Genomic DNA, 16,618 nt, shown 5'->3' on the forward strand with positions numbered 1-16,618 from the left:
CATGAGCCAGAACACCATGCGCGCAGCCGTCGCTGTGCAAGCCGAAGCCGCTCTACAGCTTCAAAACGTGCCGCTGCCTGTCGTCGAAGCAGGACAAGTATTGGTGAAGATCATCGCAAGTTGCGTGAACCCGTTGGATACGAAGATCAGCAGCGGTCAAGGAGGTCATGCCCGCCAACCTTTGCCTGCCATTCTGGGTATGGATCTGGCCGGTGTCATCGAAGCTATCGGCACGGACGTCACTGCGTTCCAGATCGGAGACGAGGTTTACGGCATGGCAGGCGGGATTGGTGGCCAACAGGGTTCGCTGGCGGAATACATCGCCGTTGACGCCCAGTTGCTAGCGCGTAAGCCGCGTAACCTGAGCATGCGCGAAGCCGCTGCACTGCCGTTGATTTTCATTACTGCTTGGGAGGGACTGGTGGACCGAGCCCATGTTCGGGCTGGGCATCGGGTATTGGTGCAAGGCGGCGCAGGTGGCGTCGGGCATATTGCCGTACAGATCGCCAAGGCACGAGGGGCAGAAGTATTCGCTACCGGGAGTTCAAAAAGCCTCGAAATAATCAAGGGATTCGGTGCCACGGCCATTGATTACCGAACTCAGGTGCCGGCCGATTACCTTGAGCAATACACCGATGGAGAGGGTTTTGACATTGTGTATGACACCGTTGGCGGCGCGACACTGGACGAATCATTTGCAGTGTTGAGGGTATACACCGGCCACGTCGTCAGTTGCCTGGGTTGGGGAGAACACAAACTCGCTCCACTGTCGTTCCGTGGCGCTACCTATTCCGGTGTATTCACCCTGCTACCTTTAATTACCGGCAAAGGACGTAAGCACCATGGCGAAATCCTCGCTGAAGCCACACGTATGGCTGAAGCTGGACAACTGCGGGTTCTGCTGGATGATCGGCGCTTTACGCTGGATAACGTGAATGACGCCTATGCAATCATTGCCGCAGGACAAGTAACGGGCAAGGTAGTGATAGACATCTAACCGACTCACTCAAAGAGATAACGCGGGATCAAAATCAAATTGCCTGCCCCCTCGCCAGCCACCTTGCAGCTGAGATGAGTCACGACACCGAATGGGCTCGATACCGCAGCTGCCGCCGGGTGGTGTGGCAAGTTTTGAGCACTGACTTACACTGCGATACACCCAATGCGAACGAATGACTGTTCAACGGATGGATAGATCCCACGGCAATCCGGGCATCACGCAATGATCTGGGTGAAGCCAACATGAAAACGGTCACGGCCCTTTTCACCTGTCTGCTCGCTGCCAGCGTGTGCGCGGCGACGAGCACCTGTGCAATCGCTGCGTCCCCTCCGCGAATCTTCGAGACCAGCTTCGACTGCACCACGACAAGAGTATCCATCGAAAAGCTTATCTGTCGCGATCCGCAACTGGCGCAGATGGATCTCGAACTGATGCGTCTTTATCGCCTGGCGCTCACGGATGAACATTCAGTACCGCGTCCAGACAAAATCGTGATCGACCAGCAGTTCTGGATCGAGGCACGCAATCAGTGTGCCTCCGAGCCTGCGCCCAAGGCATGCACGATCCGAAGTTATGCCGAGCGCGCGCACCAGCTGCGCCAAGGCTCGGCAATTGTGAGAACCAAGGATCCAGACAGACTCACCGAGGGCCCTCTGGCTTTTCGTTGTACAGGGTTAAACGCGCTGATTAGCGCCACCTTCTTTCTCACGCAGCCTGGTGTCGTGTACCTGAAATGGGCGAATACCTCGATCACCCTGAGCCAGACGCAGAGTGATTCGGGAACCCAATACACTGGCAAGGATTACCGAGGGAACTACCGCTTCTGGCAAAACGGCGACGTGACCCTTTTCCAGAAGCCGGGCTCAGGGGAAATGAGTTGTACCGCCGAGCCGGTCGGCTGAGTTCTCTGGCGTATTGTCGGGAGTGATCTGATGCCTGTGATGAAGAGGATCGTGCGGCCAGGCACGCTCAACTTAATTCACCGGCCAGGCAACGTTCCTCCTCTGATTCCTCCAACCCGATAAATCGCCGCACTCGTTGGGCTCCAGGCTCTTCGCGGATCGCCTGAGGCGAGGCATCCAGCTGCACGTTGCCGTTTTCCATGAAGATCACCCGGTCAGAGATCGACAGGGCAAAGGCCATTTCGTGAGTGACAATCAGCAGGGTCATACCTTCGCGGGCCAGGTTGGCGATTACTGCAAGTACCTCGCCGACCAGCTCTGGATCCAGCGCCGAGGTGGGTTCGTCGAACAGCAGGATGTCCGGGTCCATGGCCATGGCCCGGGCAATCGCCACCCGTTGTTGCTGGCCACCGGACAGCTGATGTGGATATTTGTAGACGTGTGCCAACAGGCCGACCTTATCGAGTAGCTGACAGGCGCGTTGTTCACTCAGTGCGCGGCTGCCGCCGTGATAACGCGGTGCGAGGCTGATGTTGTCCAGCAGCGTCAGGTGCGGGAACAGGTTGAAATTCTGGAACACCATGCCGATGCGCCGGACACCCTGACGCACCCGACGGCCATTCGGTTTGTCCCCGGCATTGATGAAATCTTCCCCGAACAACAAGATTTCGCCCTGATCGATGTGCTCCAGACCATTGATGGTACGGATCAGCGAAGTCTTGCCGGAGCCCGATGGACCGATGATGGAAATCACCTGGCCACTTTGCACCTTCAGGTCGATGCCCTTGAGCACATGATGATCGCTATAGCGTTTGTGCACGCCCTGCAGTTGCAAGGCTGGAGCGGCACCTTTGGTCGGGCCACTGACCTTGCCCGGGGCTACCGGTGCCAATCGGTCACGCAACGCCTTTACCGAAGCGCTCTCCAGGGTTTGCGGGGTACGCAGGTTCAGATCCAGGTAGCGTTCCAGGCGTTGAAGAGCGAAGCCGAAAACAGTGACGATCAACACGTAGTACACGCCCACGGCCGCCAGGGTTTCCATCACCAGGAAGTTCTGGGCGTACAGCCGCTGGCCGACGGTCAGCAACTCGGTCAGAGAGATCACCGAAATCAACGAGGTCAGTTTGACCACCGTGATGTATTCGTTGATCAACGTCGGCAACGAGATGCGAAACGCCTGGGGAATGACGATCAGCCGTTGCAGGCCTAACAGGCCAATGCCCAGGGCGCGCCCGGCTTCCTTCTGGCCTTTGGCGACCGAGATCAATCCACCACGATGGATTTCGGCCATGTAGGCGGCTTCTGTGACCACCAGCGCCAACAAACCCGAATAGAACGGCACCGACAACACCGGCCCGGCATTGGGCAGCATTTGCGGCAAGTTGTAGACGAAAACCACCAGGACCAACAACGGAATGCTGCGAAAGAACCAGATGTAGAGTGACGCGGGGATTCGCAGCAAGGGCGAGCCGGACAACTTGGCCGACGCCAGGACGAAACCCAGCAGCATCCCCAGGAACCAGGCCAGAAAGCTGAGCTCGATGACGGTCAGGCTCGCCGTCCAGAAGTCAGCCATGGAGAACAGCGAAAAAAAGTAAGCCCAATCGAATTGCATAGACACCTCGCGCAAACCGCGCCCTCGATTGAGGGCGCGGTTTCAGGCATTACTCGGAGACCGGTTCCAGGTCGTACTTCTTGAGAATCGCGGCATACTCACCGCTGGCTTTGCTCTCGGCCAGCGCTTTGGCCAGCGCCTGGTACGTCGCGTCGGCATCTTTCTTGACGTAGATGCCCAAGGTTTGCGGGTAAACCAGCTTCTGCGAACTGACGATCACCCGACCATTGGTACGCTCGGCGATCATGTGCGCGGCACCGGCAATTTCCACCTGGGCCTGGATGTTCTTCGACAGCAGCGCCTGCGTTACTTCGGGCGCCGAGGGGTATTCACTGACGGTGATGGCGCCCTTGTTGTTCGGTACGCAGTAGTCGGCGGACAACTGACGGAAACTGCCGACCCAGGTGGTGCCCTGCTCCAGTCCGACCTTCAGGCCGCAAAGATCTTCAGGAACCTGCGGGTTCAACTCACTGCCCTTGGGCACCATGATCGCAGCGCCGGTTTTGGCGTAGCCGATAGTGCGGGCCTGGGCCTGACGCTCGGGGGTGATGTACATGCCGGAAATGATCGCGTCGTAATGCCCGGCATTGAGGCCGTTGATCAGATTGGGGAACTTGGTATCGACAAAGCTGGCCTTGATGCCCATTGCCTTGGCCAGGGCGTGAGCCAGCTCAGGGTCGGAACCGACCACATTCTTGTTGGCGTCGTAGGACTCGAACGGCGGGTAGGTGATTTCCATACCGACCTTCAGCACACCGGGGGTAGCGGTACTGGCGAAGGCGGTGCTGGCGCAGAACAGGCCAGCGGCGAGCAGGGTCAGTCGGGTAGAGACGCAGAGGGATTTCATCAGGGTATGCTCCATTGGTTGTTTTTTTAGGAATGAGTGGTGGTGTTCTTCAGGCGACCAAAGCTCGATGGCTTTCGAGCCCGGGACGGCAGCTCAAGCTCGCCGTTCTCGACGCGTTTGCGCAGGTATTGGTAGGTCTGCAGGGCTTGGCCCCACATGTGTTCGCCAATCGCCAGCGCCTCGTAGTCCCGAGTGTCATCGGCGAATGCCGGCAGCGGTTTGATCAGCGTGTGGTAGTCGCAGGCGTAAAACAGCGGGAAGCTATAACGCTCCTGAGCCACCTTGCGCACCCGGTGGGCAGTGGCCACAAAGGTCCCGGCGGTCATGACTTCCAGCATGTCGCCGATGTTCACCACGAACGCATCGGGCATTGGCGGTGCATCGATCCATTGATTCTGATCGTTAAGCACCTCCAACCCCGGCTGATCGGCGTGCAGGATGGTGAAGCACTCGTAGTCGGTATGCGCGCCGATGCCCGGGGCATCCACGGCTTCGGCGTCGAAGGGGTAATGGATCAGCCGCAGCTTGGAGGGCGGGCGAGTCACCAGCGCATCGAAGTAGCGCTCCTCCAGGCCCAGGGCCAGCGCGAAACCATCGAACAAGCGTCGGCCGAGTGCAAATACCGCCTGATAGTAGTGTTGTACCGCCGCCTGAAAACCCGGAACGTCGGGCCAGTGATTCGGCCCCAGCAGCGGCGTACGACTCAGGAATAGCGGGTCATCCACCGGCACTTCGAAGCCAATGTCGAAGGCCTCTTTATGGTCCGGCTTGCCCTTGGAATAGACCTCCTCTCCTTCCGGCACGAAGCCCTTGTGGCTTTCCGAGGCACCGATGTAGTGACGCATCTTGGTGTCCAGGGGCTGTGCGAAATAATCCCTGGCCGCCTGGCGCAACCCTTCGATCAGCGCCGGATCGATGCCGTGCCCGGTGATGTACAGGAAGCCCACGTCACTGGCGGCACGCCCCAGCTGTTCGGCCACGGCCAGACGATGCTCCAGTTCGATACTGAACAGCCCGGCAATATTCACCACCGGGATGCTGCTGAAGTTGGCCTGGGGTGGCGAGGCATTATTCATGGTGAGCTCCTTCACGGGTGAAACGGTCGAAGTGTTCGCGCTCGGTTCGCGCCATCCATTGGTTCAAGGACCAGAGATCAGCCACCGGCATGTTGGTGAATGGCAAGTGATGCAGATAACCATCGGCGCCGAACTCCGGCGTCAACGTGCTGACCGCGTAGCCGCGCTGAAGCTGAGAAGTCCAGATGGCTTCCCAGTGGCGCTGGTGAAAGGCGAGCTCTCGGGCATATTCCGGGGCGGCGGGATGAGGGACTTGCGGGCCTTGGTCATAGCCGACCCGAGCCTGAATGTGATGCACACGTTCGACGAAGGACGAAAGATCGTCGGCCGGGTCGTCCAGCAATCGCTCACAGCACACCACCCAATGGCTGATGTCACTGGTGAAACGCATTTCAGGCAGTTGGCGAATCAGCTCCAGGGTCACCCATGGGCTGTATAAGGAACGGGCGCGGTGAGTCTCGAAACTGCAGGACACTCCATGCTTGGCGGCCAATTCCATCGCCTGGGCAAAGAACTCGACCTGCAACGCCAGAGGCCAGCGATCATTGCCCGCTAGCACATTGACAAAACGAGGGGTCAGCTCCGTGGCCATGCCCAGCTTGCGATCGATGTCGACCAAGTGCTGGGCGGGCGTGGCGCCCTGATCGGGCAATACATCGTAAGCACTGAACAAGGTGCAGATGTAGGGAACCTGATTGCTGCACAAGAAAGCGTTGAATTCGCCACGCTCAGCGGCCTGCAATGGCAGGCGCGCTTCGATGCCATCGAAGCCGGCGGCGAGCAATTCATCCAGGGCTTGCGCCTTACTGGCACCATAGCCCCACAGGGTGCGGAAAATTTCTAACTTCATGCATTCCTCTCGGCTGCGTCGAAGCCATCAGCTAGTGGGCTGCTGGCGTTACTGGGCAGTCGAAAGGGTGTACGGCGGGCTGCTGCTCTGATGGCTGCGGTCCCGTGACAAATCCTAAGGTGCTGGCGGCAAATAATTGAATAGGCTGTAGCAAATAGTTAGTTCAGAAATTCATGAACTAACGACGGCGTCAGCTGGGTGGATGGTGAGAACGGAGCTGGTCAATGTGGAACAGATCCTGAATTCTCTACAAGCGATCCTGAGTGTCTTCATGAGCACTCCCCTTGCGTCAGCACAGGCCAGAGCGCGGCAGCTTTCCCTTGGGCAGACGGTCAATGTTCGAGGTAAGTCATGGGGTGTTACGTCTCACCACCATGAAAACACAGAGTGGCCCCATTCGCATCCTGCCCGAGGTCTGAGCCTCGGACATGCGAATACCGTATGCATCACAAGGATGGCAGCGTTCTATAAAGGCTCTGCTGTCTGGATAAGCGAATTCAACACCAGCTTTATTTCAGAAGCAGGATCTTTATGCCCTTGCAGTATCAAACCTTCCGACAGCGCGGTGAAGGTCCTTGCAAGGGCGGCATACGCCAAAGGAGGTTTCTTGCCTGCATGATTGAATATGATGGTGATCAGCTTGCCCAAGGCCTCACTGTTTTCCTGATGCAAATCGTAGTAATGCTTTGAGAACTCTTCATCGCGCAAGGCGATCAGTTGCAACTCTGCATCAAGAATCGCACAGCGGGTATTATTTTTAAGCGTGTCGATATAAGCATTCAATCCATGGGTCAGTTCTTCCGATGAATACCCCGAAGACAGGGTAATACTCAATCGATCAATTTCAACTCTCTTGAACCTCTGAGTTAACTGCAGAAGCAAGTCTGACTTACTTGCAAAGTTTGAAAAAAAGGCCCCCTTCGAAAAACCGGCCTCCTCGGAAATAGCGTTGACGCTGGCGGCGTGAAAACCCTTTCTAACCATAAGGTCAGTGGCGGTATCGAATAACTTGTCTCTTGTTACTTGCTGACTTTCTTCTCGGCCCATTCTCTTTTTAATCACACCTTCGGCTCCTTTGGCCAAACAAAAAATATCTATTTGTAACTGGATGCAACAAATTTGCTACTCGCTGCGCAAGACCAATTTTAACTATCATATCTTATACTAGTCCTTCTTAATAATTTTACATCTAAACTTTTAAGGAGTGCCATGTAAAGGCCATCTATAGGGGTGGCGAAAGGGGGATGCAAGATGGGCTGCACCAGCCTTTTTTCGCCGGTGTTGCAAGCGTTTACATCTCATCACGAGGCCTCGGCTCCAGTAGGTTCAAGGTGCCTTGGTATCCAGCCTTACGCATTCCCCCTGTGCGATCGCGTCAGTGGGGTTGCCCTTTGACTGCCCCTTGGAACCAGATGACGAATGACCTTGAGCCGCTCGATCCGGGTGAATACCCCTATCCGACGAAGCGCTAAACCGCTGGATTTCCGCGTTTTAAGCCCATTCAGAGGGGGCGCCCTGACGGCGGCCATGAAATACCGCTTGATTTCCAGATACCGAATGGTTTTTACTTGCCACCGTTGGTGCATCCAACGCCTGATCAGAGCATCGAGTACGGTGATATCAATCTCAATGCAGTAACAGGTACCTCACAGGAGCTGGATTTTAATGGAATATGCCTTCGTTACAGGCGCTACTGGCCTGCTCGGGAATAATGTGGTTCGTGCGCTTTTAAAACGAAATATCAAAGTAAAGGCGCTGGTTCGTTCCGTAGAAAAAGCCAAGAAGCAGTTCGGCAATCTGCCTGTCGAATTTGTTGAAGGCGACATGCTCAATGTCGACGCCTTCAGCCATGCCCTGCAAGGCTGTGATGCCTTGTTTCATACGGCCGCCTATTTCCGCGATAGTTACAAAGGTGGAAAACACTGGCAGAGACTGTATGACACTAATGTGACGGGGACCGAGCGATTGCTGCAAGCAGCCTATGCCGCCGGCATTCGTCGCGCAGTCCACACCTCCTCCATTGCCGTTTTGAAGGGCGATAGAGATCAAGTGATCGATGAAACAATGTCTCGCAGTGAATCGGAGGCTGACGATTACTACTTGAGTAAAATATTGTCTGAGCAAAAAGTTCAGGAGTTTCTGTCGCAACACCCGGACATGTTCGTCGCCATGGTATTGCCAGGCTGGATGTTTGGCCCCGGTGATATCGGCCCCACCTCATCAGGACAGTTCTTGCTCGACTTTGTCGGACAGAAGTTGCCTGGCGTACTCCCAGGGAGCTTTTCCGTTGTAGACGCCAGGGATGTGGCGGAACATCAACTCGCGGCAATCACCCACGGCAGATCCGGAGAACGTTATCTGGCAGCCGGCAATCATATGGATATGAAAAGCATCTTCCAGGCGCTGTCCAGTGTCAGTGGCGTAAAAGCGCCGGAACGCAAAGTGCCACTGTTCATGCTGCGTATCATTGCCTTGATCTATGAAGGCTATTACCGGATTACCAAAAAACCGGTACTCATCAGCACCTCCACTGTCAAACTCATGGAGCAAGAACAAGGGCGCACCCATTTCAGTCATAACAAAAGCTTAACGGAGCTGAAGTGCAAGTTCCGTCCCGTGGCTGAAACACTGACCGATACCCTGGACTGGTATCGGAAAAATAACTACATAGATGCCTAATTGAAACAATTCATATATAGCCTGCCTCTGTAGTACTTTTTTGTCTAACCATAAATTCAAGGATTGAGAGAGGTTGGTAAATGAAAAGCCTTTCATATAAAGAAGGTTTTCTGCATCGGTTCGTCGGTTTTTCAAAGTCTTTCCCCGATCACATTGCTATCAAGAATCTGGACGCGGAAGAAGACTTTGTTACTTACCGTGGTTTGCAAACCAAGGCTGAAGAGTGCAATGGTGCCCTCAAAGCATTAGATGTCTTGCCGGGTGACAAAGTAGCACTTGTTCTACCCAACGGGGTGGAGTTCATCGCTTACTATCTGGCGATCATCGGGCGTGGTGCGATTCCGGTCATCCTCAACGCCAAACTGACGCCATTTGAAATGACCAGCGTCATCAGCATCGCCAGGCCGACGCTGGTCGTCACGACCGATACGTTATTCGAGCAACATAGCGAGATTTTTCAGCCTGCCTACGGCGTTCGTCACTCCTTGGTGGTGGACGCTGTGAGCGAGTCGTCATCGCCCCTGCCCGACAATGCAACAGCCGCCTCTCGGCTTCCCCGACAGGCCGAGCCCTTGTTGTTGCCTGAGGGCAATCCGATCGTCTCGGTACAGTTCACCTACCGGGGCATCGGTAAACCTCTGGCCGTTTCTCACCGCTACCTTGACCTGACGCAATCGAGCGATGGGCTGCATGAGCAGTTTCATCTTCAAGGCGTCGGGTCCGTTCATCTGGTGACGCTGCCGCTGTATGCCATCTTCGGACTGTCCGTGATGATGGTTTTTCCATTGAGCGTGGGTGCCACCCTGCTCATGACCAACACCCTGCTCAATAGGGATCTGGCAGAAGTCTTGTCCGAGCATAAGGTCACTTTTGCCTGCCTGGTGCCCGACGTCATTCGCTACTTCAATACGCGGCTGGCCAAACGCAAAGGCGCGCTTTTGCCGATGCACCCGCAACTGATGATCTATTCGGGTGGCAGCCATCTACCGGCAGACGAAGCCGAGAAACTGGGAAGGCTGCTGGGGTGCAATCCGGTGCTGCAAGGCTATGGATTGACCGAGAGCATGCCGGTGATTGTCCAGAGCTCGATTGGCAAGGTCCATCGTGGCGCCATGGGACAACCGATCAGTGGCGTAGAACTGCGGGTCGTCGATGCCGAGGGGCGGGATGTCGCACCTGGACGTATTGGCGAACTGCTGATCCGCGGCTCGATGGTGATTGATGGCTATAACGATGCCGAGGACGCCAATGCCCGGTTCTTCCGTGATGGCTGGTTACACACGGGTGATCTGGTCTGGCGGGACGACGATGGACATGTGTTCTTCTATTGCCAGCGCCTGCGAATCTCGAAGATCAAAGCGCAAATGGTCGACCTGACGGAGATCGAGTCCATTGCCCTGAAGCACCCTGAGGTGGTGCGCGCGAAGGCTTACATCGTCCCTGACAACAAAGAGGTCAACGTATTGCACCTATCTGTTGAAGGGCGCGGTGACCTGACCCAGAGCGCTGTCTCCACCCTGCTCTCGCGCTACCTCTCGGGCTTCAAGCTGCCCAAAACCATCGAGATCATCTCTCTCAAGGAAGAGATTCATGCAAGCTAATGGCACACAACCGGTACTGGCCGTTTTCGACTTTGACGGCACATTGACTGACAGGCATACGTTCTGGCGCTACATGCGCTTTATCGTGGGAACCAAGTCGTTCTGGCTCAGGATCATTCCCCTGCTGCCCAAAATGCTCAGCGTGATTGTGGGAATCACACCGTTGATGCAAGCCCGACTGGCATTCATCGCCTGTTACCTGGGCGGCCTGTCAGTCGAGCAAGAGCGCGAGCATGCCAAGTATTTCATTAGCGAGCAGCTACCGCTCTGGCTCAGGCCCGAGGCCCTGCGCCGGTTGCAATGGCATCAGTCCATGGGGCATGTCACTGCGCTGGTCAGCAACTCGCCGGAGAACTACCTGATCCCCTGGGGCCAGGCTGCGGGTTTTGACTATGTGTGCGGCACCCGCCTGGCGACGGCAAAGAACAAACTGACCGGTGGAATATCAGGTACCAACTGTGTTGAGAGAGAAAAAGTCACACGGCTCAAAGGCTGTTTGAGCAACCTGGATGACTTTTACATTTATGCCTACGGAGATTCATCAGGTGACGATGCCCTGCTCGGCATTGCCAACTCTCCCTTCTACAGAAACTGGTACTGACAGATGAACACTCTGAGCACGTTGGCCCCCAAGCACTTCCGGCAACCCGGTAACACCCCGACAGTCATGATCGTAGGCGCCGGCCCTATTGGCCTGTCCCTGGCAATCATGCTGAAAAAATGGGGCGTCTCTTTTCGCATTATCGAAAAGAATGCCGGTCCCTCGACCGCGACCAAAGCGATGGCCATCCATTCCAGAACCCTGGAGATTTTTCGAGACCTGGGCGTTGCCGATCAGGCCATCAGCGACGGGTTCACGATCAATCAGTTTTCGGTGCAGTCGAACGCCAAACGGGTGCTGAATTACAACTTCTCCAAGCTGGATGCTACCTATCCCCTGCTCCTCAGCCTGCCACAACCGCAGACGGAGAAGATTCTGCTTGAGCAACTGAATAAGTTGGGGGTAGATGTTGAGTGGAATACCGAACTGGTCGATATAGAAAATCAGCCGGGATCAGTGCGGATGACGCTCCATCATGCGGACGGCAGCGACGAATCCTTCAGCAGTCGCTGGGTGGTCGCCTGCGACGGTGCTCGCAGTAACATTAGAAAACGCCTTGATATGACCTTCGAAGGATCGTCCTACGACCGATTCTTCATGCTCGCCGACGCCGATATCGAGTGGTCTGGAAGCAAGGACGAAGGCGCTTTCTTCCTCGGTGCGCAGGACGGTTATGTGGCGGTCGCGCCAATCAGCGCCCAATCCCGTTATCGACTGTTCATCGAGATGCCGTACAACCTGCCGCCAGAAGGTGAGCGCCCTTCCTTGAGTCTGGAGAACTTTCAGCGGTTGTGCGAAGGACGCGGGCAAAAGATGACGCTGTCCAATATCTCATCGACCACCATCGCCTCGTTTCAACATCGCCGCGTGCAGTCGATGCAGCAAGGCTCCGTGTTTCTGGTGGGCGACTCGGCGCATATCGGCAGCCCGATCGGTGGGCAATGGATGAACCTGGGGGTTTCCGAGGCCTATAACCTGGCGTGGAAAATGGCCTATGTCGATCAGGGCCTGGCGGATCCATCATTGCTGGAGAGCTACAACGAAGAGCGCTACCCGGTTGCCCTGGAAGTCGAAAACACGGCACACCGACTGACCGGGCTGATTACCGTCAAGCAACGCGCCCTCGTTTGGCTGCGCGACAATGTTCTGCCACTGCTGAGCAACCGGCGCAAGGTTCAGCGCAAGCTGCCCTCGATGATTTCCGGTCATCAGTACCACTACGGCAAAAGTGATTACATTCAAGAATCGCTGACGAAAAAGCAGCGTAAGAATTGGGACAAAAAAGGGAAAAAACCCGAATTCCAGACAGCTGTGCCTCGCGCAGGTCAACTGGCTCCCGATGTTGAGTTGTGGCAACTGCAAGGTATGCCGCCAAAACGCTTGATCGACTTGTTCCATGGAACGTTCACGCTGTTGATTTTCAGCGCAGCCGATCAGTTTTCCCCTTTGTTACCGGGCTACTACTCGCTGGCCGAGTCGGTGGAGAAGGATTACCCAGGCATCAAGGCTTATTGCGTTATTGATGCACTGAGTAGCGCCGAGCTGCCTTCCTGGCACTCGACATTGCTGGACCCCGATTGGCGGTTGCACAAGCGTTACCATGCCAAAGAGGGCACGTTGATGCTGATTCGTCCTGACGGCTACATCGCGTTCCAGGGCGCCGATGCAATAACGCTCTTCACTTATCTGAACGTAAGATCCGGGCTGCTCAAGGGCGCCAAAAAAACAACATCCTCCGAGATCGACGCAGTGCAACTCCAACTTTAAGTCTCTATATGGCTACTGCCAGTTTGGTTCATTGATTCACACAAGGCCCAGCCCTGGGCCATGGCTTTTGATTTCTTATTTATAGAAAACATATACCGACTTTGGTTAGGAGAACCTCATGCGCTTCCAACTCAACGATGTTGTGCAGGAATTCATCGTGTCCAATGGAAAAATAGCTCACAGCTATTTCTCCCTCTCAGAGAAAATCATTGATTCACTCTGCGAGTCCAATATTGCAAAAGAATCGATATTGATGCGTTTGCTGGAGCAGGCCGAATCCGTTACGGCACATTACTTCAATGCTCATCAACAAGTTCTCGAAGGCGTTTATGCCAATGGGATTGAAGCCCCCCTCAATAAAAGCCTTCCGGTGCTGGACCCCGTACACTTGAACCCGGTCATACAGGCATCGGCACCCGTTGCCGAACAAACACCTGCACTCAGTTACGGGCAATGGTTGCGCGCCGAAATAAGTTCGGTCACTGGATTCAAACCGGAACAAATCGACTTCGATCAAAGTTTCGAGAGTCTGGGCATCGACTCTCTGGGGATGGTCGATATTTTCGAATCCCTGGCCCAGCACTTCCCGGAAAAGAAAGAGCTCACCTCGCAACTCTTTGATGCCCCTACCCCTACAGCCTTGCTGGCACGGCTTGAAGCCAATCCGCAGGCGCCAGCCGTGGATATCGAAGCCTGGGTACTGGAACAACTGGCGAATATCACCGGTTTTACGGTTGACCAGATCGACCAGAAACAAAGCTATGAAAGCCTGGGCCTGGACTCCCTGGTGCAACTGGACTTCCTGGAGTCGGTCGTCGCATTGTGGCCGCAACTCAAGGCCAACAGCACTGAGCTGGCCAACGCCAAGTTCCCGCACGAAACAATCGCCCTGATTAAAGTCGCCCTGGCCAACCCCGAGCCGACATCAGCAACACCCAGCGAAGTGCAATCACCTGCCACAACGGATCCCCAAGGGCAGATCAGCGATCTGCTGTTCAACACCCTGTCACCCCTGATCCCGGACGCGCCACAGTCGATCAACATCGAGACGCCCTTCGCACAACTGGGGCTCAACGGTTTTGCCCGAGAAGCACTCTGCCAATCCATGGCGCAACAGTGCTCTGCCAGCGAGTTTGCCGGTGAAGCGCTGATGTCGCGTCGTACGCCGCAGGACGCCTTGTCGCTTCTGACAAGACTGAGCTGAGCACTGAGCCGCTGTAAAAAAATGGCATGGAATCCGGGTGATCGAACAGATCACCCAGCATTTTGGCAATCAGGAGATTGGGTATGAGTGGCGCGGTAACAACAGAGGGCGATTTTTGCTTCAGTGCGATGGCTGGCGAGTTTCCAGGGGCGTCGTCAACGGATGCGCTTTGGCACTTGCTCTCGCAAGGGCAGATAGCGCCCATCCATTCGATGCTGACACGCTGGGAACTGGATAAAGCGTCGATTTATTCGGCAAAGGCAGGAGAAAAGGATCGCGTTTACCTGGACAGTGCTTTTTGCCTGACCGATGACGTATCAACCCCTTCACGGCATGAAGGACGGCAGGTCGCCATTGGCAAGAAAGTACTCCAGACGCTCCTCACCCAGATTGCCGGACAAGGCTCGGCACTGATCAAGGAACGCACCGCATTGGTGGTCGCGACGTCCTGGAGTGACGAGAGTTATTTCGTCACGGGAATGTCCGGAAAAGCCAATGCCTCACAAGGCTATACGCCAGGTGAACAAGTGGCTGAGCTGGCAGCGGCTTTTGCCTTGGGTGGCCCGGCGTTGTCGGTCGACACCGCCTGCAGTTCGTTCCCCTATGCCATCGATATGGCTCAAGCCCTGGTCAACAGTGGACAGGCGGATAACGCGATTGTCATGGCACTGAACACCGTGCTGCCACCGGCGCTGTTTCTGGGATTCTCGCAGTTGACCGCCTTTTCCTCCCGCGCCCAGATGCAGGCGTTCGGCCAGGACGCTGACGGCATCGTGCCGGGCGAATGTGCGGTGGCTTTTCTGGTCGAACCCGTATCCCGGGCCCTGATTGCGCAGCGCCGTCCCCTGGGCGTTTTGCGGGCATTGGGACTTTCCGCCGATGGTGCCGAAGGCTCAGTGTTTGCGCCTGGCAAACAGGCCCAGTGCACGGCGTATCAACGTGCCTATATCGGCCTTGACCCCGGCGACGTGGACTACATCGAGACCCATGGCACCGGTACACCGCTGGGTGATGCGACAGAGCTGGACTCGTTGAACAGCTTCTTCGCCCCCCATCGCACCGACGGCAAAAAAATAACCATCGGTTCGATCAAGTCCGTCATTGGTCACCCACTGGCCGCCGCCGGAGGCGCTTCGCTCGCCAAGGCGTTGATGATCTTGCGTCATAAAGGTATTCCACCTCAGCCCGATTACCGACCCAGTACCAAAGTCGACAAGACCTGCCTGCAGCTGGCCACAGAACAGATACAGCCAATCGCCGATCGTCAGTCGGCAATCCGGGTAGGCATTTCCAGCTTTGGTTTTGGCGGCGCCAATGCGCACCTGGTGGTGGATGAATACATTCCCGACAACCACCCTGCTGTCCCCCCGACTGCTCCTTCAGCCATCCCCGGCGTGCTGAAGCTGGACCTGGCCATTGTCGAGGCTGAAGCGGCAATCGGCAGTCACAGCTCATTGCAATCATTCAAGCAACAGCTCGATCAGCCAGCAGCACCCTCAGTCGTTTTCCCTTATGGGCGCTTCGTTGATTACACCGCTGCTCCAGCTCAACCTTTACTGGGAAAATTCCTGGCGCAGGATCGCGTGATTGATATCGACGGTTTCGGCATGGGCCCCAAACCGCTGGCCCACGTCGATCCGTTCAAGCTGTTGATCACCGATCGCGTCAACCATTTACTGCGACGCCTGCCAGGTGTGGCCGGGTCAACCGGCACTGCGATGGTCATGTGCTGCAACATGGGTGGGGAACGTTTCAGCAATGCGTATAGCAGCGCTCACAACTTCTACTCCCGGGACCAAGGCCTGCCACCGGGCGTTGAAGTGACGGACGTGGCAACCATGTTGCCGAACATGTTGTCCGGCTACCCGACGCAGATTTTTGACTTCAAGGGTTTCCATCAAACACTGGTCGGCACCCCGGGGTTGTTCTGGCAAACCTTGCTGGCATCGCAGCAATGGTTCAAGGAAGGTGTAACAACGCTCTTGCTCGGTGCAGGGCGCTTTATCAGTGGTGAAATCGAGATCGAACGCGCCCGACACTCGGCGACCGTACAAGGTGAAGGACTGGGGCTGATTGCGCTGCGTCCTTATCGACCAGACTCCAGCGACAAACCTTTGCTGGTGATCCGCGCAGCGGTCCTCGCCCATGCCGCGAACTCGCTGGAAGAGGCTTGCCAACTGCTGGGTAAAGAGCGCAGTCAATTGCAGAATATTCAAGTCTGCGAGCTGCAGCCTGGTGCGACGCCTGCAAGCGGATCACTGCAAGAGATGACCGGCTTCCTGGCTGAAGCCAGTGGTATCGAAACCCTGCTGGCGGTGATGTTGAGTGCATCGGCTCACACGGTGATCGAGGTTCGCGAAGCCGGCAAGGCCGTGATGTGGTTATTGACTGAAAAGCTTCGGGAATGGAGCCCGGCGGCGGCCGAACCCGCCCCGGCCATCAAGCATCCCTTCTGTCCCTTATACACATCTCCGAA

At 55.9% G+C, this 16,618-nt stretch carries 12 protein-coding genes and 2 pseudogenes; 8 read left to right on the top strand and 6 right to left on the bottom strand.

What is annotated here, in order from left to right; translation table 11 throughout:
* The first annotated feature begins 1 nt into the window (after position 1).
* Together KGB14_RS20880 and KGB14_RS20885 are read left to right on the top strand one after the other, a co-directional pair.
* Positions 2 to 997 carry a zinc-dependent alcohol dehydrogenase family protein gene (locus tag KGB14_RS20880; RefSeq protein ID WP_223488591.1) on the top strand — a complete coding sequence of 332 codons (996 nt, stop codon included), beginning with the start codon at positions 2 to 4 and terminating at the stop codon, positions 995 to 997.
* 245 nt (positions 998 to 1,242) lie between these two features.
* Positions 1,243 to 1,902 (top strand): MliC family protein, encoded by a 660-nt coding sequence (locus KGB14_RS20885; RefSeq protein WP_223488592.1) that lies wholly within the window; start codon positions 1,243 to 1,245, stop codon positions 1,900 to 1,902.
* Positions 1,903 to 2,221: 319 nt separating this feature from the next.
* On the opposite strand, the pseudogene KGB14_RS28750 reads toward KGB14_RS20885, so the two are convergent.
* From KGB14_RS28750 to KGB14_RS20910, 6 genes and pseudogenes are all read right to left on the bottom strand, one after another.
* Positions 2,222 to 2,944, bottom strand: a pseudogene (locus KGB14_RS28750) (amino acid ABC transporter ATP-binding protein); the annotation flags it as partial.
* A pseudogene (locus KGB14_RS28755) lies at positions 2,924 to 3,517 on the bottom strand (amino acid ABC transporter permease); the annotation flags it as partial. The pseudogenes KGB14_RS28755 and KGB14_RS28750, both read right to left, overlap by 21 nt.
* A 49-nt stretch (positions 3,518 to 3,566) precedes the next feature.
* The gene (locus KGB14_RS20895; RefSeq protein WP_223488594.1) at positions 3,567 to 4,364 is read right to left on the bottom strand and encodes an ABC transporter substrate-binding protein; all 798 of its coding nucleotides are present in this window, start codon (positions 4,362 to 4,364) and stop codon (positions 3,567 to 3,569) included.
* Between the two features lie 26 nt (positions 4,365 to 4,390).
* Positions 4,391 to 5,440: an isopenicillin N synthase family dioxygenase gene (locus KGB14_RS20900; protein WP_223488595.1), complete on the bottom strand. Its 1,050-nt coding sequence runs from the start codon at positions 5,438 to 5,440 to the stop codon at positions 4,391 to 4,393.
* Positions 5,433 to 6,290, bottom strand: a complete 858-nt coding sequence (locus tag KGB14_RS20905) for a sugar phosphate isomerase/epimerase family protein (RefSeq protein ID WP_223488596.1) — start codon at positions 6,288 to 6,290, stop codon at positions 5,433 to 5,435. Before KGB14_RS20905 ends, KGB14_RS20900 begins: the two co-directional genes overlap by 8 nt.
* Positions 6,291 to 6,755: 465 nt before the next feature.
* On the bottom strand, positions 6,756 to 7,352 hold the full coding sequence (locus KGB14_RS20910; protein ID WP_223488597.1) for a TetR/AcrR family transcriptional regulator: 597 nt from the start codon (positions 7,350 to 7,352) through the stop codon (positions 6,756 to 6,758).
* Positions 7,353 to 7,955: 603 nt separating this feature from the next.
* On the opposite strand from KGB14_RS20910, the gene KGB14_RS20915 reads away from it, so the two are divergent.
* The 6 genes from KGB14_RS20915 to KGB14_RS20940 form a co-directional block, all read left to right on the top strand.
* Entirely contained in the window at positions 7,956 to 8,969 is a 1,014-nt protein-coding gene (locus KGB14_RS20915; RefSeq protein WP_223488598.1) for an SDR family oxidoreductase, read from the top strand.
* A gap of 80 nt (positions 8,970 to 9,049) precedes the next feature.
* The gene (locus KGB14_RS20920) at positions 9,050 to 10,570 is read left to right on the top strand and encodes a class I adenylate-forming enzyme family protein (RefSeq protein WP_223488599.1); all 1,521 of its coding nucleotides are present in this window, start codon (positions 9,050 to 9,052) and stop codon (positions 10,568 to 10,570) included.
* Positions 10,560 to 11,171, top strand: coding sequence for an HAD-IB family hydrolase (locus KGB14_RS20925; RefSeq protein ID WP_223488600.1), 612 nt, complete (start codon positions 10,560 to 10,562; stop codon positions 11,169 to 11,171). The genes KGB14_RS20920 and KGB14_RS20925 overlap by 11 nt, the downstream gene beginning before the upstream one ends.
* Before the next feature lie 3 nt (positions 11,172 to 11,174).
* Positions 11,175 to 12,938 (top strand): FAD-dependent monooxygenase, encoded by a 1,764-nt coding sequence (locus tag KGB14_RS20930; protein ID WP_223488601.1) that lies wholly within the window; start codon positions 11,175 to 11,177, stop codon positions 12,936 to 12,938.
* Between the two features lie 118 nt (positions 12,939 to 13,056).
* Positions 13,057 to 14,142, top strand: coding sequence for an acyl carrier protein (locus tag KGB14_RS20935; RefSeq protein WP_223488602.1), 1,086 nt, complete (start codon positions 13,057 to 13,059; stop codon positions 14,140 to 14,142).
* 83 nt (positions 14,143 to 14,225) lie between these two features.
* The coding region (locus tag KGB14_RS20940) for a polyketide synthase (RefSeq protein ID WP_223488603.1) at positions 14,226 to 16,618 on the top strand (2,393 nt) is incomplete at its 3' end.

The organism is Pseudomonas sp. A-RE-19, from assembly GCF_019956555.1.
Lineage (GTDB): Bacteria > Pseudomonadota > Gammaproteobacteria > Pseudomonadales > Pseudomonadaceae > Aquipseudomonas.

Excerpts from the sequence above, each read along its gene's own strand:
- KGB14_RS20880 (WP_223488591.1), top strand. The coding sequence starts at position 2 with ATGAGCCAGAACACCATGCGCGCAGCCGTCGCTGTGCAAGCCGAAGCC.
- KGB14_RS20885 (WP_223488592.1), top strand. The coding sequence starts at position 1,243 with ATGAAAACGGTCACGGCCCTTTTCACCTGTCTGCTCGCTGCCAGCGTG.
- KGB14_RS20895 (WP_223488594.1), bottom strand. The coding sequence starts at position 4,364 with ATGAAATCCCTCTGCGTCTCTACCCGACTGACCCTGCTCGCCGCTGGC.
- KGB14_RS20900 (WP_223488595.1), bottom strand. The coding sequence starts at position 5,440 with ATGAATAATGCCTCGCCACCCCAGGCCAACTTCAGCAGCATCCCGGTG.
- KGB14_RS20905 (WP_223488596.1), bottom strand. The coding sequence starts at position 6,290 with ATGAAGTTAGAAATTTTCCGCACCCTGTGGGGCTATGGTGCCAGTAAG.
- KGB14_RS20915 (WP_223488598.1), top strand. The coding sequence starts at position 7,956 with ATGGAATATGCCTTCGTTACAGGCGCTACTGGCCTGCTCGGGAATAAT.
- KGB14_RS20920 (WP_223488599.1), top strand. The coding sequence starts at position 9,050 with ATGAAAAGCCTTTCATATAAAGAAGGTTTTCTGCATCGGTTCGTCGGT.
- KGB14_RS20925 (WP_223488600.1), top strand. The coding sequence starts at position 10,560 with ATGCAAGCTAATGGCACACAACCGGTACTGGCCGTTTTCGACTTTGAC.
- KGB14_RS20930 (WP_223488601.1), top strand. The coding sequence starts at position 11,175 with ATGAACACTCTGAGCACGTTGGCCCCCAAGCACTTCCGGCAACCCGGT.
- KGB14_RS20935 (WP_223488602.1), top strand. The coding sequence starts at position 13,057 with ATGCGCTTCCAACTCAACGATGTTGTGCAGGAATTCATCGTGTCCAAT.